The organism is Sphingomonas sp. Mn802worker (genome assembly GCF_000382485.1).
Lineage (GTDB): Bacteria > Pseudomonadota > Alphaproteobacteria > Sphingomonadales > Sphingomonadaceae > Sphingomonas.
Map to the genome: position 1 here is coordinate 101,196 of NZ_AORY01000012.1, position 19,335 is coordinate 120,530.

A 19,335-nucleotide genomic window follows, 5' to 3' on the forward strand; every position below is an offset into this window, starting at 1 on the left:
GATCACTCCCCCGCCCGCACCGGAATGCTAGCGAGGCAGAATCGCGGTAGAAAGGCGCTAACGCCCAATCATACGAAATAGCGCGATACGAGCTGCACGGCGGGGACCATCTGCCACGCCCAGCCCTGTCATAGCCATATGGGCGTCGAGTGCTAATGCACCGAGCGAACGCGCCTCCCGCCAGCGCAACGCAAACAATTCGCCCGCTATCGCGAGCGCAGATGATCTCGCCTGCATCCTGACGCGGTCGACGCTGATGTTGGCGGCGAGGTCGGACAAGGCCCAAAGCGCACCCGCCGCGCCAACCTGCTCATTATCTTGTCCCGTCAGCGCTCCCATCGCCTGAAACAACGTGGCGCCGCGCAACTGCGCGAACTGCGCAAGCGATGCCGGATCGTCACGGGCAGGATCGAGCAGGACCTCCCACCCTTCGGTCATCGTCGCGAGGGCGCGGCCCGTCACCCTGCCGCTTGCAATGTATTCGGCCGCCGCCTGCAGCAGCGGCTGCGCGGGAACATCGCCGTCATCGAGCTTTGTCAACGCGTCGAACCACCACGTCAGCCGCATTTGCCCGACAATCGGCTGCTCGGTCGTTCGTACGATCTGTCCGAGCTGCCGATCGAGCGCAAACAGGGTCTCGATCCCTGTTCCGGCAAAGCGCGCGCCGCACCAGGCGAAGATCTGGGACGGACTGCTGAGCGGCTTGATTGCTGACACACGCGCTATCTGGCGAGGCGGGCGATGATCGACAACTATGGTTGCGGCCACGTTAACCGGATTTCTTGAAGCGAAATTGGACGTTTCCGCGGCATCGAGAGACGGTGACCTGTCGATCGATCCCGCCCGAGGCGCTCTAGATGCCTGACCGTACCGGCTTCTTCGCGCGATTGTTGCGCGATCGGACCGCGAACACGCTCGTGATCGTGGCGGCTTCGCTCTTCCCCCTGACCGCACTCGCCGGCGCGAGCGTCGACATGGGGCGTATGTACGCGGTCAAGTCGAGGCTGCAGCAAGCCTGCGACGCCGGCGCTCTGGCCGGTCGCAAGTTCATGAAGTCCGACGGCTCGAATACGCTCGACCAGAATGCGAGCACCCAGGCGCAGCTGTTCTTCAAAAGCAACTACCAGGGTGGCTGGATCGGGACATCGAACCCCGTATTCATGCCAGTGAAGACGAGCGACCAGCAGGTTTCGGGCACCGCGTCCGTGACCGTGCCGATGACGGTGACCAAGATCATCAACGCCAGCAGCGCGACCGTCAGCGTGTCATGCAAGGCGCGCTACGACATTTCCGATACCGATGTGATCTTCGTCCTCGACACCACCGGGTCGATGGCCTGCCGTCCCGAGGATACCGACTCGCAGTGCAACGCCTATGTGCAGGCCAATCCGGCGGTGTCGTACTCACGACCGAACGACAGCTATGCAATGCCCGGTTATTCGGCGCAGAACGGCTTCGGCGTGCCGGAAACCAATGCAGGCAATGGATCGCGCATCAAGGCGCTGCGGCAGGCGGTGAAGGACTTCTACTCCGTCGTCGCCAGCAGCGTCGATGCGAACACGCGTGTCCGCTACGGTTTCGTCAGCTACACCTCGATCATTAATGCCGGAAAGGCGATCTACGACGTTAACCCAGCCTATCTCGTCGGCAATTCGGCAGGTGAGACCGTCAACTATCAAACCCGCGTGGTGACGGGCGAATACGAGATTTCGAGCAGCTACGCTGACAAGAGCAACGGACGTACGCAAGCCAATTGCGAACCAGCCTCTCCCAACACGCGTGATCCAGCCACCACGTCTGCAAACCCGTACCCGTTTCGCACCTCGGACGGACGCGCGACGACATCCAAGTACACGTGGCGGAACGGCGGTTGCTACGACACATCGAAGGTGACCGGACCGGTTTGGACCTACGGCCAATATCCGCAAAATGTCTCACAGCTGATCAAGGGCGGCAACGTCGTCGACCCGACTCACGTCGACGGTACGCAGACGGCGTGGGACGGCTGTATCGAAGAACGCCAGACGCAATCCGGTACGACCACCTTCAACGCCAACGCCTATGATCTTGACCCGACGCTGATCCCGACTGCCAACGCGGCGACCCGCTGGCGACCTGCGTGGGCCGCGATCGAGTGGGCGCGATACAGCTACGCCTCTACCGCAGCGCAGAACAGCAACGATGAGGATTTCAGCCCTTATCCATACGGCTACTATTATAAGGGCCTAAATCTTGGCGCGGACAACCAGCGCAAGTCCGGCTTCTATTCCTGCGGCAAGCCGATCCGGCGACTCGCGGTCATGTCGCCGTCAGACATCTCGGGCTACGTCGACGCGGCGGATTTCAAGCCGCTGGGTGGCACCTACCACGACACCGGGATGATCTGGGGCGTGCGCCTGCTCGCGACGAACGGCATCTTCGCAGCCGACAACGTAGGTCGTACCGGCCAGCCGTCACCGAAAAAGGTGATCGTTTTCCTGACCGATGGCGACATGGCGCCCAGTTCAAGCATCTACGGCCAATATGGCATCGAATATTACGACCAGCGCGTCAGCGGCGGCAATAATTCGACCTCGCTGAAGGACTACCACAACGCCCGCTTCCTCTACGAATGCGCACAGGCCTCGCAGCTGAAGATCGATGTCTGGACGGTCGCGTTCGGCCCCAACACGACCAACGAGCTCACCCAATGCGCGAGCAATCCTGCGCAGGCATTGTTCACGACCACCGGCAGCGGTTTGTCCTCCTTGTTCCAGAAAATAGCCAAGCAGGTCGCGATGTTGAGGCTTGATCAATGATCCGGCGCTTCGTCCGTCGCCTGCGTCGCGATCGGCGCGGTGTCACTATCATCGAGTTCGCGATCGTGACGCCCGTGCTGTTCACGATGCTGATGGGTCTGTTCGACTTGATGTACCGGTCGTACGCGCAGACCGTGCTCGACGGTGCGATGTACAAGGCCGGCCGCGACTCCGCATTGGAAACCAACGCATCGTCTGCCGCCGCAATGGACGCCAAGGTGATCGACATGGTGAGCGTGCTTGGCCCGGGCATGAAGTTTCAGGCCATGCGCCGCAGCTATTCCAGCTACCTGGTGGCCAAACCCGAGAACTTCACCGACAAGAATGGCAACGGCGTTCGTGATCCCGGCGAATGTTTCGACGACGTGAACGGCAACCAGCAATGGGATGCCGATCCGGGTCAGGTCCAGTCGCAAGGCGGCGCCAACGATGTCACGCGCTACACCATGACCGTGACCTACCCGCGCATCTTCCCGGTCGCCGGTCTACTAGGGCTGCCGACCACGCAGACGATCAGTTCGGAAACATTCCTGAAGAACCAGCCCTACAAGACCCAGGTCGTTCAGCCGGTCCAATCGATATGCACGTGACAACAACACGCAAGGTCGGGCGCGCCAGCCGTTTCGCAGCCCGCCTCCGCCGCTTTGAGCGCGATCGCTCCGGCCTTGCGCTGATCGAATTTGCGATCTCGTTGCCAGTTGTCATGGCGCTCGGATGCTATGGTGCTGAGACGGCGAACCTCGTCCTGATGAACGAACGGATCAATCAAATCGGGCTGTCTCTGGCTGACAACGCGTCGCGGGTCGGCAACATGCAGAGTGACAATTCGTCGCAGCTGCGTGAAATCGACATCAACGACGCGCTGACCTCCGCGCGTATTCAGGGATCGCGCTGGAACGTCACGCAAAACGGTCGCATTACGCTGTCCAGCCTGGAGGAGCATGACGGGAAACAATATATCCGGTGGCAGCGCTGCCTCGGGCTGAAAAAAGGCGCAAATTACGACTCGCACTACGGGTTCGCGACGGCTGATTCAGGTATCCAGCCTTGGCCCGCGGCGCCCGGAACCCAGGTGACCGGGATGGGCGACGCGAACGCGGTCGTGACGGCGCCACCTGGATCGGGGGTCATGTTCGTCGAAATCAATTACGACTATCAACCGATCATCGGCGCGACCTGGGTGCCGAGCACCACCATGCTGATGCACTATAACTCGGTCTTCGTCGTGCGCGACAAGCGCGCGTTCAGCCAGATCTTCAATCCCTCGCCCGAGGCGACGAGGTACACCTGCGACCGCTACACCGCGACGTGAGCGATCGCAGGCGCTTGGCTCACTTGCGGTAACAGACCTTCTTCACCGCCGCGATCACCTTGTCCGCCGACACCAGCGCCAGCTTTTCAAGGTTCGCCGCGTAAGGCAGCGGCACATCCTCGTCGGTCACGCGCATCACCGGCGCGTCGAGGTCATCGAAGCCTTCTTCCATCGCGATCGTGCTGATCTCCGACGCGATCGAGCAGGTCGGCCAGCCTTCCTCGACCACGACCATGCGGTTGGTCTTGGCAAGCGACTTCAGCACCGTCTGCTTGTCGAGCGGACGCAGCGTGCGCAGGTCGATCACCTCAGCGTCGATCCCTTCTTCAGCCAGCTTGTCGGCCGTTTCTAGTGCCAGCCCGACGCCGATCGAGTAGCTGACGATCGTCACGTCGCTGCCCTCGCGCATGATCCGCGCCTTGCCGATCGGCAACACCCAGTCATCGAGCTTGGGAACCTCGAACGAGCGACCGTAAAGCAGCTCGTTTTCTAGGAACACGACCGGATCGGTCGAACGAATCGCGGCCTTGAGCAGCCCCTTCGCGTCCGCCGCGTCGTACGGTGCGATGACGATCAGGCCGGGGACGCTCGCGTACCACGGGCCGAAGTTCTGGCTATGCTGCGCGCCGACGCGGCTGGCGGCGCCGTTCGGCCCGCGGAACACGATCGGGCAACGCATCTGCCCACCCGACATGTAGTTGGTCTTTGCGGCCGAATTGATGATGTGATCGATCGCCTGCAACGCGAAGTTGAAGGTCATGAACTCGACGATCGGCTTCAACCCGCCCATCGCCGCGCCCGAGCCGATACCGGCGAAGCCGTATTCGGTAATAGGCGTGTCGATGACGCGACGCTCGCCGAACTCGTCGAGCAGCCCCTGCGTGACCTTGTACGCGCCCTGGTATTGCGCGACCTCTTCGCCCATCACGAACACGCGATCGTCGGCGCGCATCTCCTCCGCCATCGCGTCGCGCAGCGCCTCGCGGACGGTGACCTTCACCATCTCGGTGCCCTGAGGGATCGCGGGGTCGCGCACTTCGGCGTCGTGCTTGGCCGCCTCGAACATCTGGCGCGCGCCGGTTTCCACCTTCTCCTGCGCGGGGTGTGCCGAGTCTTCGACTTGGTCCGACTTTCTCTCGTCGGCCTTTGCGTCCGCGGCGGGATTGTCGTCCTTCGTCGCGGCCGACTGATCAGCAGGTGCCGCTTGCTCGGACGCGGTCGAGCTACCCGCGCCGGCATCCTCGCCGTCCAACTGCATGATGACGGTGCCGACCTTCACGTTGTCAGTACCCTCACCCACCAGGATCTTCGAAACGACGCCCTCGTCGACCGCCTCGAACTCCATCGTCGCCTTGTCGGTCTCGATCTCGGCCATAATGTCGCCCGACTTGACCGTATCGCCTTCCTTCACCAGCCACTTGGCCAGCGTGCCCTCTTCCATCGTGGGCGACAGCGCCGGCATCTTGATGTCGATCGCCATGTCAGTACTTCTCCACCAGAACGTCGGTGTACAATTCGGAAGGCTCCGGCTCGGGGGTGCTCTCGGCGAAGTCGGCGGACTCGTTCACCTGGCGGCGGATGTCCTGCTCGATCTTCTTCAACTCGTCCTCGGCGACGCCCTGTTCGGACAACAGCTTTTTGACGTGCTCGATCGGGTCTGACTTGTCGCGCACCGCCTGCACTTCGTCGCGCGAGCGATACTTGGCGGGATCGGACATCGAGTGGCCGCGGTAGCGATAGGTCTTCATCTCAAGGATGATCGGCCCCTTGCCCGCGCGCACCCAGGCCAGCGCCTCTTCGGCCGCACCGCGCGCCGCCAGCACGTCCATGCCGTCGATCTGCAGGCCCGGAATACGGAAGCTCTCGCCGCGGCGGTACAGCTGGTCCTCGGCCGAGGCGCGATTGACGCTGGTGCCCATCGCGTACTGGTTGTTCTCGATCACGTAGATGATCGGCAGCTTCCACAGCTCGGCCATGTTGAAGCTTTCGTACACCTGGCCCTGGTTCGCCGCACCATCGCCGAAATAGGCGAGCGCCACGCCGCCGTCGTTCCGGTACTTGTGCGCGAACGCGAGCCCGGTGCCGAGCGACACCTGCGCGCCGACGATGCCGTGCCCGCCGTAGAACTTATGCTCGACGCTAAACATGTGCATCGAGCCGCCCTTGCCCTTCGAGATGCCGGCCTGACGCCCGGTCAGCTCCGCCATCACGTCCTTGGGCGGGATGCCGCACAACAGCATGTGACCGTGGTCGCGGTACCCGGTGATGACCGAGTCATCGCCCGACAGCGCCGATTGCAGGCCGACCGCAACCGCTTCCTGGCCGATATACAGGTGACAGAAACCGCCGATCAGGCCGAGGCCGTATAGCTGTCCTGCCTTTTCCTCGAACCGGCGGATCAGCAGCATCTGCTCGTAGAATTTCAGCAGCTCGTCCTTGGTCGCTGCATAGGGTTGCGGCTCGCTCGGACGCTCGCGATTGGACGTAGGTGGCTCGCTTGGCGCGGGTGCGCGGGCGGGGGCTTTGGCCACGGACAAAAACCTCGTACCTGGGGAAAGGGATGCGGGCCTATAGGCGCGATTGCGCGGCGGCTGCAACGCTTGGCATTTGCAGCGGCCGCTACGGCAAGCAGCCGGTTGCCACGCAAGAAGCCGCCGCCTAAGCCGCGCGCGAGATGGAACAGACCGTGCACCCGCTGCGCATCGCCAATTTCCGTGCCTATTGGGTGTCGCGCTTTGCCGGCACGATTGCGACCAGTGCGCAGGCAATCATCATCGGCTGGCAGGTCTACGGCCTTGCCCGACAGACGATGGAGGTCGAGCAGGCCGCCTTTCTGCTTGGCATGATCGGGCTGGTGCAGTTCGTGCCGCTGTTCCTGCTGACTCCCGTGGTGGGACTGGTCGCCGACAGCGTCGATCGCCGCTGGATCGTGCGCGGGACCACCGCGCTCTTGTGCACCGTGGCCGCAACGCTCGGCTACCTGACCTACACTGACGCGCTGACCTTGCCGGCGCTGTTCGGGGCGGCAGTACTTGTAGGTGTCGCGCGTGCTTTTGCCGGCCCTGCCTATTCAGCGCTCGCGCCCAATCTGGTGCCTAAGGAAAGCCTGCCGACCGCGATCGCGATCAGCTCGATCGCATGGCAGACCGGCACCATCGTGGGACCAAGCGTCGGCGGTTTCCTGTACGGTCTGCATCCTGATCTCGCCTACGCGGTCGTGTCGGGCATGTTGCTGCTCGCACTCGGTCTCATGTTCTTGATTGGGCGCGTGCCGCAGCCGCCGGCGCAGAAAGACCGTCGACCGATGCAACGCATCTTCGACGGGTTCCAGTACGTGCGGCAGAACCGCCTGGTGCTTGCCGCGATCACGCTCGATCTGTTCGCGGTCATGCTCGCGGGCGCGACCGCGCTGCTGCCGATCTACGCGCGCGACATCCTGCACGTCGGCGCGACGGGGCTCGGCTTCCTCGCCGCCGGCATGGGGATCGGCGCCGCGTCAACGGCGCTTTGGTTCTCGTTCAATCCGATGAAGCGCAACGTTGGGGTCAAGATGCTGGTCGCGGTCGTCGTGTTCGGGGCGGCGATTCTGACATTCGGCATTTCCCGGTCCTTCCCGCTCAGCCTCGCTGCGTTGATCGTTGCGGGCGGCGCCGACATGGTGTCGGTCTATGTCCGCACCTCGCTGATACAGTTGCATACGCCCGACGCGATGCGGGGACGCGTCAGCGCCGTGTCGCAGCTCACCATTTCGGCGTCGAACGAGCTTGGCGAAGCGGAAAGCGGCTTCCTCGCCTCGCTGCTTGGCCCGGTCGGAGCGGTGGTGGTAGGCGCGGTTGGAGCGATCGCGATCACGCTTGTGTGGGCGCGGCTTTTCCCCGAACTCAAGAACGCACGGACCTTTGACCCGCCCGAGGCGCTAGAGCTCGGACCGCAGAACGGAGGCATACAGCCATGAAGGCAAACACCATCCTCGACACGATCGGCAACACCCCGCACGTTCGCGTGCAGCGGCTGTTCCCCGACAGCGAAGTATGGATCAAGTCGGAGCGCGGCAATCCCGGCGGCTCGGTCAAGGACCGCATCGCGCTAGCAATGATCGAGGCGGCGGAAAAGTCCGGCGAGCTGAAGCCCGGCGGCACGATCATCGAGCCGACCAGCGGCAACACCGGGATCGGGCTTGCCATGGTCGCGGCGGTCAAGGGCTACAAGCTCGTGCTCGTCATGCCGGAGAGCATGTCGCTGGAACGTCGCCGGCTGATGCTCGCCTACGGCGCGACTTTCGATCTCACCCCCCGCGAGAAGGGCATGAAAGGGGCGATCGAACGCGCGCTTGAACTGGTCGAGCAGACCGAGAATGCGTGGATGCCGCAGCAGTTCGAAAATCCGGCAAACGTCGACGTCCACGTCCGCACGACTGCGCAGGAAATCCTCAACGATTTTCGCGACACGCCGATCGACGTCATCATCACCGGCGTTGGCACCGGCGGGCACATCACCGGTGTAGCCGAGGTGCTGAAGAAGGAATGGCCTGACCTCAAGGTATTCGCGGTGGAACCGGCGGCATCGCCCGTTATCGGCGGCGGTCAGCCTGGCCCCCACCCGATCCAAGGCATCGGCGCAGGCTTCATCCCGGCGAATCTTCACACGCAATTGCTCGACGGCGTGATCGAGGTCGACGCTGCGGTCGCCAAGGACATGGCGCGACGCTCCGCACGCGAGGAAGGCATGCTGGTCGGCATCTCGTCCGGCGCGACGCTCGCTGCGATTCTGCAGAAGCTGCCAGATCTGCCCGACAACGTCCGCGTGCTCGGTTTTAACTACGATACGGGTGAGCGTTACCTGTCGGTGCCGGATTTCCTGCCCGAACAGTGAGCACACCATCATCAGGCGCGCAGGTGAGCTATCGCCTGCGCGCCGTCCTTTCACTCGTCGGCATTGCGGCGGTGGGCGTGCCCGCGTGGGTTATCACGCACCCGCCCACGATGCAGCACCGCCCCGCGGCGCTGCGCGCGCTCGCCAAGCGCAAGGTACTTCCTGCGACCGTGCTGCCGCCGGTTGAACCGGTCGAACTCGTCGACCTGAGTCCGCAGGACGCAAAGGCGTTCAACGACGGCGTGCCATTCGTAACCGGCCCAAACCCGGCAGCGCGCCCCTTCCAAATCGCCGGCGACGCCGCCAGCATCGCACGCGCGACCGACTGCCTCGCCGCGGCCGAAATCTACGAAGCGGGCAACGACCCCGAAGGACAACGTGCGGTTGCGCAGGTGGTGCTCAACCGGCTGCGCCACCCCGCCTTTCCCAAAACGGTGTGCGGCGTCGTCTTCGAAGGGCAGGAGCGCGCCACAGGCTGCCAGTTCACCTTCACCTGCGACGGTGCGCTCACGCGCTGGACACCCAGCGAGACGATGCTTCGCGATGCCCGAACGCGCGCTACTCAGGCACTTGGCGGGCGCGTGTACAAACCGATCGGCTATTCGACGCATTACCATACCGACTGGGTGGTGCCGTACTGGCAGTCGAGCCTCGACAAGGTCGCGGCAGTCCACAGCCACCTGTTCTTCCGCTGGGCCGGTTGGTGGGGGACGCCGCCCGCGTTCAACCGCAGCGTCGCCTCGGCCGAGCCAAGTATCGCGAAGCTCGCGGCGATCTCCGACGCGCATCGTCTGGCTGGCGCGATCGACGAAGCGGAAGACGCGCTCGCCGCGGCGGTGCCACTGTTCGCCGACCTACCCGCCGGCGCGCAACCTGGGGCCGCTCCCCTTCCGCTCGCGCAAGCCGGCACGTTGAAGCCGGTGTCCGAGGACACCGACACGTTTCTGGTCGTCATCGACCCGCGACAGGCCGACGCGTTGCCGGCGCTGGCGCAGCGTGCCTGCGGCGATCGCCCGCGCTGCAAGCTGATGGGCTGGGCCGATGCGCGGCTCGTCCCCGCGTCGGCGACGATCGCGCCGCAGCAATATGCCACGATGGGGTTCAGCTACCTGCGCGACCGCGCCAACGGCTTCGATCGCGCACTATGGAACTGCGGCCAGTTCAAGCGCGTCGATCCGGCGCAGTGTATGCGCGGGCGCGGGGCAATGACCGCGGTACCGGTCAGCCGCACCGCGTCAGAAGACGTAACCTCGCCACGTGGCCCTGCCGCGCTCCCCGGTGTGCGTCGCGGCTCTGTGCCGACAACTGCACCGACGCCATCGGCAGCGAAGGCCGATGCCGCAGCAGGCCAAACCGCCGTTCAGTGACAGGCACTGGACGGCGGTAACACCCTCAGGCTGCCGCGAACATCTCGACCGGCAGCGCCATGATCGCCTCGGCCCCGCCCTCGATCTTGCGGCGCAGTGCACCGGCCTCGGGCAGGACGCGTTCGGCGAAATAGCGCGCGGTCACCAGCTTGGCGTCGAGGAAGGCTGCATCGCCCTCGCCCGCGCCCTTCAAGCGCGCCGCCGCCGAAGCCATCCGCAGCCACATCAGCCCGACCGAGACGATGCCGACCAGGTGCATGTAGGGCACAGCGCCCGCGCCGATATTGTTGGGGTTCTTCATGCCGTTGGCCATGAACCACATCGTAGCACCCTGCAGCTCGCCCGCGGCCTTTTCCAGCCGCGCAGCGAAATCAGCGGTCGCCTCGTCCTGCTTGCCCGCAGCGATCTCCTCGGTCACCATCTTGCCGAGCGCCATCACCGCGCGGCCACCGTTCTGCGCGAGCTTGCGGCCGGCGAGGTCCATCGCCTGCACGCCATTCGTGCCCTCGTAGATCTGCGCGATCCGCGCGTCGCGGACGTACTGCTCCATCCCCCATTCCTGGATGTAGCCGTGCCCGCCGTAAACCTGTTGCGCATTGGTCGCGATCTCGTAACCCTTGTCGGTACCGACGCCCTTGATGACTGGAGTCAGCAGCCCGATCAGGTCGCCGGCGAGCTGGCGCTCCTCCTCACTCTCCGCATTGTGCTCGAGATCGACCTGCAGCGCCCCCCACAGACACAGTGCACGCAAGCCCTCGATCCACGCCTTCGCATCCATCAGCATGCGACGCACATCCGGGTGGACGAACAGCGTGTCGGCCTTTTCGTTCGGCTCGGCCGGACCGGTCAGTGCGCGGCCTTGGCGGCGATCCTTCGCGTACTGCACCGCATTCTGGTACGCCGTCTCCGCGACGCCGAGACCCTGCAGGCCGACACCAAGGCGCGCCGCGTTCATCATGATGAACATCGCCGCCAAGCCCTTCATCTCCTCGCCGACCAGCCAGCCGGTCGCCCCGTCATAGTTCATGACGCAGGTGGCGTTGCCGTGGATGCCCATTTTGTGCTCGATCGAGCCGCACGACACCGCGTTGCGCTCACCCAACGAGCCGTCTTCATTGACCAGCACCTTGGGCACGACGAACAGCGAGATGCCCTTCGACGTGTCGGGCGCGCCCGGCGTCTTGGCGAGCACGAGGTGGATGATGTTGTCCGTCAGGTCGTGCTCACCCGCCGAGATGAAGATCTTCGTACCCGTGATCTGATAGCTGCCGTCCGCCTGCGGCTCGGCGCGCGTGCGGATCAGGCCCAGGTCAGTGCCGCACTGCGGCTCGGTCAGGTTCATGGTACCGCCCCACTCGCCCGAGATCATCCGCGGCAGGTACTTCTCCTGCTGCTCGGGGCTGCCCTTAACGACCAGCGCGGCGATCGCGCCGTGCGCGAGGCCGGGATACATCGCGAACGCCATATTGGCGCTGATCATATATTCCTGGAACGCGGTCGAGACGACGTGCGGCATCCCCTGTCCGCCGAACGCCTCCGGCGCGCTGAGCGTACCCCAGCCCGACTCGACGAACTTGTCGTAGGCGTCCTTGAAGCCCTTAGGCGTCGTGACCGACCCGTCCTCGTGGCGGGTGCAACCCTCCAGATCGCCTGACTGGTTAAGCGGGAATAGCACCTCGGCAACGAAGCGGCCGCCCTCTTCCAACACGGCATCAACCGTGTCGGGCGTCGCGGCGGCAAAGCCTGACACGTTGGCATAGCGGTCGAGGCCGACGACATGCTCCAGCACGAAGCGCGTGTCGCGGACGGGAGGCGTATATTGCGGCATGTCAGGCTTCCTTGGTCAGATCGGGTATCGGATGAGAGGTCTCGATCACCGCGACGAACTCCTCGAGCTCGAGGATCGCGGCGTCGATGTCGGTGCGCTGCGCCTGAAGCGTTGCGATGCGCTCGCGGCAGCGTTCGATCGTGATCGCACGCTGCGCCCGCCGGCCATCTCCCAGATCGTAAAGGTCGATCATCTGCCGTATGTCGGCCAAACTGAACCCGACGCGTTTCCCGCGCAGGATCCAGGCGAGCCGCGCACGGTCACGCTGCGAGTAGATGCGCGCAAGCCCACGTCGCTCGGGGCTGATCAACCCCTCGTCCTCGTAGAATCGCAACGCACGCGGCGTGATGCCGAACTCGGTCGACAGATCGGAGATGCTGAACTGCTCGCGATCATCGCGCGGCGGGACGACGGCATGGGCAACAGCGCTCATGCAACGAAAGGTACCTTCCCTTTACGTGAACGTCAACCGCCGCAAAGCGGCTTGCCGTCCGATCCCTCGACACGCGTTGCTTCGGACAGGCTGTCGCTCAATCGTGCAGCGGAGAGTGCGGCAAGCGTGGCACGCCCCTCGCACATCGTGTCGCACGCGGCCGGCAAGACGGCTGGGAACGCGATCGTATCGCCGTCGAGCGAGGCAACGAACTCGCATCCCCCACCCATCCGCACGTCAAGCTTCTCGCGTCCGCGCGCAATCCCGCGCCCGGCGCAACGTTGCTGCTCCCCTAGGTCGACCGAGACCCCGATACGGTACCGGCCCTCGCCTTGCGGAACCATGCATACCTTGTCCTCGCCGCTGCCGTAGACACCGGTCGGCACCACGCGCGCTGGATCCGACACCATCCCGTTCGCACGTGCAGCGCGTTCAAGCGCGGCACCAGCCCCGCTCGTCTGCTCCGCCGCTGGCTGCTGCCCGCACGCGCAAAGCAACACCGCGACCGCTAGCCCGACCAGCCTCATTCGATCCGCTCAAGCGTCTCGCCCGTGACACGGCGATAAAAACAGCTGGTCGCGCCGGTGTGACAGGCGGGACCCGCGGGCTCGACGATCAGCCACAATGCGTCCTGATCGCAATCGACGCGCATCTCGAGCACGCGCATGACATTGCCCGACGTCTCACCCTTCTTCCACAACCGTTCGCGGCTGCGCGACCAGAACGTCGCCTCGCCGCTCGCCTGCGTCGCGGCTAACGCCTCCGCGTTCATGTGCGCCACCATCAGCAGTGCGCCGGCAGGGTCGCTCACCACCGCGGTGACGAGCCCATTTGCGTCGAACCTGGGTTGAAAGGTGCTGCCCTGCTCTCGATCGTCCATCCGCGAGCGATAGCGGCGATCGATACCGGGCAACAGAGCGGCGGTGCAGGATGACATTTCCACGACACCCGCTATATGCGGCCCCGCACCCCGCGAGCCCCCTAACGCGAGCTTCAGCCATGCTGACCACAAACCCGTTCGACGACGACCATCTGCACGAAGAGTGCGGCATCTTCGGCGTGTCGCAGACCGAAGGGGCCGCCGCGCTGGTCGCACTTGGTCTCCACGCGCTCCAGCACCGCGGACAGGAAGCCGCCGGCATCACGACGTTCGATGGCGCGATGTTTCACACCCACCGCGCGATGGGTCATGTCGCGGGCAATTTCGACCGCGACGACGTGATCCGCTCGCTCCCGGGTGAGATCGCCTGCGGCCACGTCCGCTATTCGACCACCGGAGAGACCGCGCTGCGCAACGTGCAGCCGCTCTATGCCGAGCTGTCGTCGGGCGGGTTCGCGATCGCGCACAACGGCAATCTGTCCAATGCGATGAAGCTGCGACGCGAGCTGGTGCGACGCGGTTCGATCTTCCAGTCGACGTCGGATACCGAGACGATCATCCACCTGGTCGCGACTTCGAGCTATCGCACCCTGCTCGACCGCTTCATCGACGCGTTGAAGCAGATCGAAGGTGCCTACGCGCTGATCGTGATGACACCCGAGGGCATGATCGCCTGCCGCGACCCGCTTGGCATCCGCCCGCTGGTCATGGGCAAGCTCGACGACGCAATCATCTTCGCTTCCGAGTCGGTCGCGCTCGACGTCGTTGGGGCCGAGTTCGTGCGCGAGGTCGAACCCGGCGAGCTCGTCATCGTTCAGGGCAGCGAGATGCGCTCGGTTCACCCGTTCGCGCCACTATCGCCACGCCCGTGCATCTTCGAATGGGTCTATTTTTCGCGTCCCGACTCGATCGTCGACGACCAGTCGATCTACTCGGTGCGCAAGAACATCGGCGCGCAGCTGGCGATCGAGGCGCCGGTCGAGGCCGACCTCGTCATTCCGGTGCCCGATTCCGGCGTGCCCGCCGCAATCGGCTATGCGCAGGAGAGCGGAATACCGTTCGAGCTCGGCATCATCCGCTCGCACTATGTCGGGCGCACCTTCATCCAGCCGGGTGACAAGGTTCGCCACCTGGGCGTCAAGCTGAAGCACAACGCCAACCGCGCGCTGATCAAGGGCAAACGGGTCGTGCTGATCGACGATTCGATCGTGCGTGGCACGACCTCATTGAAGATCGTCCAGATGATGCGCGATGCCGGCGCGGCGGAGGTACACATGCGGATCGCCTCGCCCCCGACACGCCATTCCTGCTTCTACGGCGTCGACACCCCTGAGCGCGCCAAGCTGCTCGCCGCCAAGCACGATCTTGGCGGCATGACAGAGTTCATCCACGCCGACAGCCTCGCCTTCGTGTCGATCGACGGTCTGTACAAGGCCTTGGGCGAGACGCACCGCGCCGACATCCGTCCGAAATATTGCGATGCGTGCTTTACCGGCGATTACCCAACCAGCCTCACCGATCACGACGACACGACGGCGGTCGACCAATTCGCGCTTCTGGCAGAACGAGTGAACTGATTTGACCAAAGGACTGGAAGGCAAGCTCGCGCTGGTGACCGGCGCGAGTCGCGGTATCGGTGCGGCCACTGCGATCGCGCTGGCGGCAGAGGGGGCGCACGTCGTCATCACCGCGCGTACCGCGAAGGACTTGGAATCGGTCGAGGAGCGGATCTTCGACGCCGGCGGCTCGGCGACGATCGCACCGCTCGATCTGACGCAGACCGACTCGATCGCTCGGCTGGCGACGGCGGTGGCGGACCGCTGGGACGCGCTTGACGTAATGGTCCTGAACGCCGGGATGCTCGGGCAACTCGCCGCCGTCCCCGCGATTGATCCCAAGGAGCTGGCACAGGTCCTGACGCTCAACGTCTCGGCGCAGGTCGCGATGATCCAGGCGTTCGATCCGCTGCTGCGTCGCTCGGCCGGCGCCCGCGTCATTGGCGTCACGTCATCGGTCGGCGCGAAGCCGCGCGCCTACTGGGGCGCTTACGGCGCGTCGAAGGCCGCGTTCGACACCATGCTCGGTGCTTACGGTGACGAGATGGCCGAGATCAGCAAGGTGCGCATCGCGGTGCTCGACCCCGGCGCAACGCGAACGAGAATGCGGGCGCGCGCTTATCCGGGCGAAGACCCCGCTTCGGTCAAGCCGCCAGAGGTAGTTGCAGACCGGATCGTGCGTCTGACGATCGACGGCTTCCCCGCCGGCCACCGCGAGCGCGTCGACGCCTGACGTTCAACGCTTGACGAGGGTGACCTGCGCGACATCGATCCCGCCGCCGCGAAAGCCGCCCTCGCAATACATCAGGTAGAAGCGCCACAAACGTTGGAACCGCGCGTCGAAGCGCGGCGGCAGCCGACCTTCTTGCGCGGCGGAATCGAACGACACGCGCCAGCGTCGCAAGGTCTCTGCATAGTCCAGCCCAAAGGCGTGATGCTCTTGCCATTCGAGCCCGCTCGCCTCCGCCAAGCGGCGAAAGCGACTCTCGCAGATGAGAAGTCCGCCGGGAAAGACGTAGCGCTGAATGAAGTCGACGCTGCCGGCGTAGGCGTCGAACACGTCGTCAGCGATCGAGATGTACTGGATCGCGGCGCGCCCACCAGGTTTCAGTACGCGCGCGATCGTCTGAAGGTAGACCGGCCAATATGCCTGTCCGACAGCCTCGACCATCTCGATGCTGGCGACTGCGTCGTACGTGCCTGTCACGTCGCGATAGTCGGTCAGTGACACCGCGGCATCCGGCAGGGCGCGCGCGGCAACGTGATCGCGCTGTTCAGTCGATAGCGTCAATGCGTCGACATGCACGCCCGCCGCCGCAGCGGTCGCCGCGAACGACCCCCATCCGCAGCCGATCTCCAGCACCCGCTCACCCGCCTTTACACGCGTCCGATCGAGGATCGCGTCCAGTTTGCGCTGCTGCGCGTCGGCAAGCGACTCGCTGCCATCGGCGAAGATCGCGCTCGAATAGGTCAGCGTCTCGTCGAGCCACTCGCGATAGAAATCGTTGCCGAGGTCGTAATGCGCGGCGATGTTGCGCCTCGCTCCGCGGCGATCGTTGCGGCGGATGGCGTGGAACACGCGCGCAGCGATCTTTGCACCCCGCTTGGCACGCGCCGTGTCGCCCAGCGCGACACGATTGCGCATGAACAGATCGAAGATCGGCACCAGGTCAGGGCTCGACCAGTCGCCCGCCTCCCAGCCTTCGTACCAGCCGATTGAGCCCGCCGAGACGAGCCGCCACAGCGCACGCCAGCGATGCACCGCCACGATGGCGACAGGCCCTTCGCTGCGTCCGCCGAGCAGCCGTCGCGAACCGTCAGGCAGCTCCGCCTCGATCGCTCCGGCCTCCAGCCCGGCATCGACCCGGTCGAGGATGCGATGGAACAACGGCGCGATCACGCCGGACAGGCGCCAGTTGTGCGAGCGTGAGGCAGGGGATTGGCGAACGGGTGCGTCCATGGGACGCGGCGGTTATCGCAACCGCGCCGCCGCCGCCAGCGCGCGTTCGCGTGCCTCCCGATGCCCGATGATCTTCGACGGGTAATCGTTAGGCTTGCACCCGGCTTCCTCGGGATCGTGGATCGCGTCATCAGACACATCAGCCAGTTCCGGCACCCAGCGGCGGATGTAGTCGCCAGCGTCGAACTTCTCCGACTGGGTCAGCGGCGCCATAATGCGCGAGAACATGTTGGCGTCGATGCCGGTGCCCGCGACCCATTGCCAGTTGACCGAATTATTGCCGTAATCGGCGTCGACCAGACAATCCCAGAACCAGCGCTCTCCCTCGCGCCAGTCGATCAGCAGGTGTTTGATCAGGAAGCTCGCCGTGATCATGCGCAAACGGTTGTGCATCCACCCGCTGGCCCACAATTGCCGCATGCCGGCGTCAACGATCGGATAGCCGGTGTGGCCTTGCTGCCAGGCTTTCAGATCGGCCGCCGCTTCCTTGCCGGTGCGCCACTTAAGCTTGTCGTACTTGGGCCGGCCATTCTTCTCGGCGTAGTCGGGCAGGGCCATCACCACGCCGTCGGTGAAGTCTCGCCAGGCGAGCTCCTTCTGGAACTTGATCGCATCGTCGTGGTCGCTGACCATGTACCACAGCTCACGTGCCGAGATTTCGCCGAAATGAAGATGCGGCGACAGCATGGAGGTCCCCTCCTCCGCCGGCAGGTTGCGCATCGCTTCATAGTGATCGACCCGTTTGGTGAACGCTTTCGCCTTCTTCCGCGCCTCGTCCTCGCCCGGCGTGCCGTCGAAGTCTACCGACCAATCGGGTTTGGTCGGTAGCAGATCGAGCTCAGCAAGCTTCAGCGTGCTCGGCCAGTGATTGGGCGTGTCGATCTTCCGCGGCGCGGCGACCGGCTTCTCGGGCGGCATGAACGATTGCAGCGCCTTCCAGAACGACGAATAGATGCGAAACGGCTTGCCGCTGCCCGTGCGCACGTCCTCCACGCGGGTCAGATGATTCCCGTCGTGCAGGCACAGTCGGTCGCCGAGCATGTCCTCCGCCTTGCGCCACCACGGTTCGTAGTGACGCAGCGCGTGCACGCGCTCCGCCCCGCTTTCCTCCAGCACCTCCTGCAACACCTTGTCCGCGGCGCCTCGACGGATGATTAGTCTGCTGCCGTGATTCCGCAACGCGGCATCAAGCGAGGCGAGACTGGCATGCAGCCACCAGCGCTGCGCGCCGCCGATGAGCCAGTCCCCCGGCGTCTCGTCGTCAAGGATGTAGAGCGGGATCACCGCTCCATCAGCTGCAGCGGCGCGCAGCGCGGGCTGGTCGTGGAGGCGGAGGTCTTGGCGGTACCAGAGGATGCTCGTCACGCGTCGACTACGCCGGCTCCGCGTTCTTGTTCCGCGATCGCAACGGGCGGCTGGGTCAACAATCCGCCCAGTGTCATGATGACACGAACGTGGCGCGCGGCGATCGCCATCACGTCATCGCCGTAGCCGCCACCGACGGTGCAGGCGACCGGAAGCGCCCGCGCGGCGGAGAGCCGTGCGATCAATTGTTCGCGGCGCACCAACCCGTCCTCGCTCAGCGCCAACCGGCCGAGCCGATCGTCGACGAACGGATCGACGCCGCCCTGATACAGGATCAGATCGGGCCGGTGCGCGTCGAGAAAGCCGGACAATGTCGTATCGAGCGTGTCGAGATAGTCTTCGTCACCGATCCCGTCCGCCAGCGCGACGTCGAGCGTCGACTGCGCTTTGCGCGCAGGAAAGTTCTTTGCCGCGTGGATCGAGTAGGTCGTGATCTGGGGATGCCCGGCGGTCAACGCCGCGGTTCCGTCGCCCTGATGCACGTCGCAATCGACGATCGCGACGCGCTCCACTCTGCCTTCCTCGATCAAGCGATGCGCCGCGATCGCCAGGTCGTTGAAGACGCAATAGCCCGCGCCCGTATCGGCGAGCGCATGGTGGCTGCCGCCGGCGGTGTTGGCGGCAAACCCATGTTCAAGCGCGAGCAGTGCAGCGAGGTAGGTACCGCCCGGCACCATTGCGGCACGACGCGCCACGATGGCGGTGATCGGAAAGCCCGTCCGTCGCTCCTTCTCGCGCGGCACCTGCGCGGCGAGTACTTCCGCGACATAGTCGGGGTCGTGCACCGCCTCCAGCCAGGCGCGTGGCATAGCGACAGGTTCGTGCCAGCCGACGCGGTCGCCCTCTGCTTGCAGCAGATCGCGGATCGCGCCGTTCTTGCCCCAGCGATAGGTGCTGCGGGCGGGTGCTTCGGTGACGTAATCGGGATGGTGGACGACCGCGATCATCCCGCTAAGATAGGTTG

Annotated in this window: 18 protein-coding genes; 8 read left to right on the forward strand and 10 right to left on the reverse strand. The window is 64.7% G+C overall.

The genetic code is table 11. From position 1 onward, the window contains the following. Positions 1–57: 57 nt before the first annotated feature. Entirely contained in the window at positions 58–567 is a 510-nt protein-coding gene (locus SMN802W_RS18980; protein WP_156818830.1) for a hypothetical protein, read from the reverse strand. Between the two features lie 290 nt (positions 568–857). Between SMN802W_RS18980 and SMN802W_RS0110475 the strand changes: the two genes are divergently transcribed. From SMN802W_RS0110475 to SMN802W_RS0110485, 3 genes are read left to right on the forward strand one after another with little or no spacing between them, the layout of a single operon-like run. Then, positions 858–2,798, forward strand: coding sequence for a TadE/TadG family type IV pilus assembly protein (locus SMN802W_RS0110475; protein WP_019516858.1), 1,941 nt, complete (start codon positions 858–860; stop codon positions 2,796–2,798). Beyond that, positions 2,795–3,388: a TadE/TadG family type IV pilus assembly protein gene (locus SMN802W_RS0110480; RefSeq protein ID WP_019516859.1), complete on the forward strand. Its 594-nt coding sequence runs from the start codon at positions 2,795–2,797 to the stop codon at positions 3,386–3,388. Before SMN802W_RS0110475 ends, SMN802W_RS0110480 begins: the two co-directional genes overlap by 4 nt. Then, positions 3,385–4,110 (forward strand): TadE/TadG family type IV pilus assembly protein, encoded by a 726-nt coding sequence (locus SMN802W_RS0110485; protein ID WP_026326006.1) that lies wholly within the window; start codon positions 3,385–3,387, stop codon positions 4,108–4,110. Before SMN802W_RS0110480 ends, SMN802W_RS0110485 begins: the two co-directional genes overlap by 4 nt. A gap of 19 nt (positions 4,111–4,129) precedes the next feature. Here the strand turns inward: SMN802W_RS0110485 and SMN802W_RS0110490 are convergent, their stop codons facing one another. Beyond that, positions 4,130–5,590 carry a pyruvate dehydrogenase complex E1 component subunit beta gene (locus SMN802W_RS0110490; protein WP_019516861.1) on the reverse strand — a complete coding sequence of 487 codons (1,461 nt, stop codon included), beginning with the start codon at positions 5,588–5,590 and terminating at the stop codon, positions 4,130–4,132. Between the two features lies 1 nt (position 5,591). Beyond that, on the reverse strand, positions 5,592–6,641 hold the full coding sequence (pdhA, locus tag SMN802W_RS0110495) for a pyruvate dehydrogenase (acetyl-transferring) E1 component subunit alpha (protein WP_019516862.1): 1,050 nt from the start codon (positions 6,639–6,641) through the stop codon (positions 5,592–5,594). Between the two features lie 143 nt (positions 6,642–6,784). Here pdhA and SMN802W_RS0110500 point away from each other — a divergent pair, with 143 nt between their 5' ends. From SMN802W_RS0110500 to SMN802W_RS16875, 3 genes are read left to right on the forward strand one after another with little or no spacing between them, the layout of a single operon-like run. Continuing rightward, positions 6,785–8,065: an MFS transporter gene (locus tag SMN802W_RS0110500; RefSeq protein ID WP_019516863.1), complete on the forward strand. Its 1,281-nt coding sequence runs from the start codon at positions 6,785–6,787 to the stop codon at positions 8,063–8,065. Next, a complete protein-coding gene (cysK, locus tag SMN802W_RS0110505; RefSeq protein ID WP_019516864.1) occupies positions 8,062–8,982 on the forward strand; it encodes a cysteine synthase A in 921 nt (306 codons plus the stop codon). The genes SMN802W_RS0110500 and cysK overlap by 4 nt, the downstream gene beginning before the upstream one ends. 23 nt (positions 8,983–9,005) lie before the next feature. Further along, positions 9,006–10,349, forward strand: coding sequence for a cell wall hydrolase (locus tag SMN802W_RS16875; protein WP_019516865.1), 1,344 nt, complete (start codon positions 9,006–9,008; stop codon positions 10,347–10,349). 25 nt (positions 10,350–10,374) lie between these two features. Here SMN802W_RS16875 and SMN802W_RS0110515 read toward each other — a convergent pair whose 3' ends face one another. The 4 genes from SMN802W_RS0110515 to hisI are packed head-to-tail and all read right to left on the reverse strand — an operon-like array spanning position 10,375 to position 13,490. Further along, positions 10,375–12,177 carry an acyl-CoA dehydrogenase C-terminal domain-containing protein gene (locus SMN802W_RS0110515; RefSeq protein WP_020424625.1) on the reverse strand — a complete coding sequence of 601 codons (1,803 nt, stop codon included), beginning with the start codon at positions 12,175–12,177 and terminating at the stop codon, positions 10,375–10,377. Position 12,178: 1 nt separating this feature from the next. After that, positions 12,179–12,610, reverse strand: a complete 432-nt coding sequence (locus SMN802W_RS0110520; RefSeq protein WP_019516868.1) for a MerR family transcriptional regulator — start codon at positions 12,608–12,610, stop codon at positions 12,179–12,181. A gap of 32 nt (positions 12,611–12,642) precedes the next feature. Beyond that, entirely contained in the window at positions 12,643–13,137 is a 495-nt protein-coding gene (locus tag SMN802W_RS0110525; RefSeq protein ID WP_019516869.1) for a hypothetical protein, read from the reverse strand. After that, positions 13,134–13,490: a phosphoribosyl-AMP cyclohydrolase gene (gene hisI, locus SMN802W_RS0110530; RefSeq protein WP_019516870.1), complete on the reverse strand. Its 357-nt coding sequence runs from the start codon at positions 13,488–13,490 to the stop codon at positions 13,134–13,136. The genes SMN802W_RS0110525 and hisI overlap by 4 nt, the downstream gene beginning before the upstream one ends. Positions 13,491–13,609: 119 nt before the next feature. On the opposite strand from hisI, the gene purF reads away from it, so the two are divergent. Both purF and SMN802W_RS0110540 read left to right on the forward strand, forming a co-directional pair. Further along, positions 13,610–15,067, forward strand: a complete 1,458-nt coding sequence (purF, locus tag SMN802W_RS0110535; protein WP_019516871.1) for an amidophosphoribosyltransferase — start codon at positions 13,610–13,612, stop codon at positions 15,065–15,067. 1 nt (position 15,068) lies between these two features. Continuing rightward, positions 15,069–15,779: an SDR family NAD(P)-dependent oxidoreductase gene (locus SMN802W_RS0110540; protein ID WP_019516872.1), complete on the forward strand. Its 711-nt coding sequence runs from the start codon at positions 15,069–15,071 to the stop codon at positions 15,777–15,779. Positions 15,780–15,782: 3 nt separating this feature from the next. Here SMN802W_RS0110540 and SMN802W_RS0110545 read toward each other — a convergent pair whose 3' ends face one another. Genes SMN802W_RS0110545 through SMN802W_RS0110555 form a run of 3 tightly spaced genes read right to left on the reverse strand, consistent with a single transcriptional unit; the run spans position 15,783 to position 19,318 of the window. Beyond that, entirely contained in the window at positions 15,783–17,006 is a 1,224-nt protein-coding gene (locus SMN802W_RS0110545) for an SAM-dependent methyltransferase (protein ID WP_019516873.1), read from the reverse strand. A 12-nt stretch (positions 17,007–17,018) separates the two neighbouring features. Next, entirely contained in the window at positions 17,019–18,371 is a 1,353-nt protein-coding gene (locus tag SMN802W_RS0110550; RefSeq protein ID WP_019516874.1) for a cryptochrome/photolyase family protein, read from the reverse strand. Further along, the gene (locus SMN802W_RS0110555) at positions 18,368–19,318 is read right to left on the reverse strand and encodes a histone deacetylase family protein (protein ID WP_019516875.1); all 951 of its coding nucleotides are present in this window, start codon (positions 19,316–19,318) and stop codon (positions 18,368–18,370) included. The genes SMN802W_RS0110550 and SMN802W_RS0110555 overlap by 4 nt, the downstream gene beginning before the upstream one ends. Positions 19,319–19,335: the final 17 nt, after the last annotated feature.

Bases quoted from the DNA above. Each gene is read 5' to 3' on its own strand.
- SMN802W_RS18980 (WP_156818830.1), bottom strand. From the start codon at position 567: ATGCGGCTGACGTGGTGGTTCGACGCGTTGACAAAGCTCGATGACGGC.
- SMN802W_RS0110475 (WP_019516858.1), top strand. From the start codon at position 858: ATGCCTGACCGTACCGGCTTCTTCGCGCGATTGTTGCGCGATCGGACC.
- SMN802W_RS0110480 (WP_019516859.1), top strand. From the start codon at position 2,795: ATGATCCGGCGCTTCGTCCGTCGCCTGCGTCGCGATCGGCGCGGTGTC.
- SMN802W_RS0110490 (WP_019516861.1), bottom strand. From the start codon at position 5,590: ATGGCGATCGACATCAAGATGCCGGCGCTGTCGCCCACGATGGAAGAG.
- SMN802W_RS0110500 (WP_019516863.1), top strand. From the start codon at position 6,785: ATGGAACAGACCGTGCACCCGCTGCGCATCGCCAATTTCCGTGCCTAT.
- cysK (WP_019516864.1), top strand. From the start codon at position 8,062: ATGAAGGCAAACACCATCCTCGACACGATCGGCAACACCCCGCACGTT.
- SMN802W_RS0110515 (WP_020424625.1), bottom strand. From the start codon at position 12,177: ATGCCGCAATATACGCCTCCCGTCCGCGACACGCGCTTCGTGCTGGAG.
- SMN802W_RS0110520 (WP_019516868.1), bottom strand. From the start codon at position 12,610: ATGAGCGCTGTTGCCCATGCCGTCGTCCCGCCGCGCGATGATCGCGAG.
- SMN802W_RS0110525 (WP_019516869.1), bottom strand. From the start codon at position 13,137: ATGAGGCTGGTCGGGCTAGCGGTCGCGGTGTTGCTTTGCGCGTGCGGG.
- hisI (WP_019516870.1), bottom strand. From the start codon at position 13,490: ATGGACGATCGAGAGCAGGGCAGCACCTTTCAACCCAGGTTCGACGCA.
- purF (WP_019516871.1), top strand. From the start codon at position 13,610: ATGCTGACCACAAACCCGTTCGACGACGACCATCTGCACGAAGAGTGC.
- SMN802W_RS0110545 (WP_019516873.1), bottom strand. From the start codon at position 17,006: ATGGACGCACCCGTTCGCCAATCCCCTGCCTCACGCTCGCACAACTGG.
- SMN802W_RS0110555 (WP_019516875.1), bottom strand. From the start codon at position 19,318: ATGATCGCGGTCGTCCACCATCCCGATTACGTCACCGAAGCACCCGCC.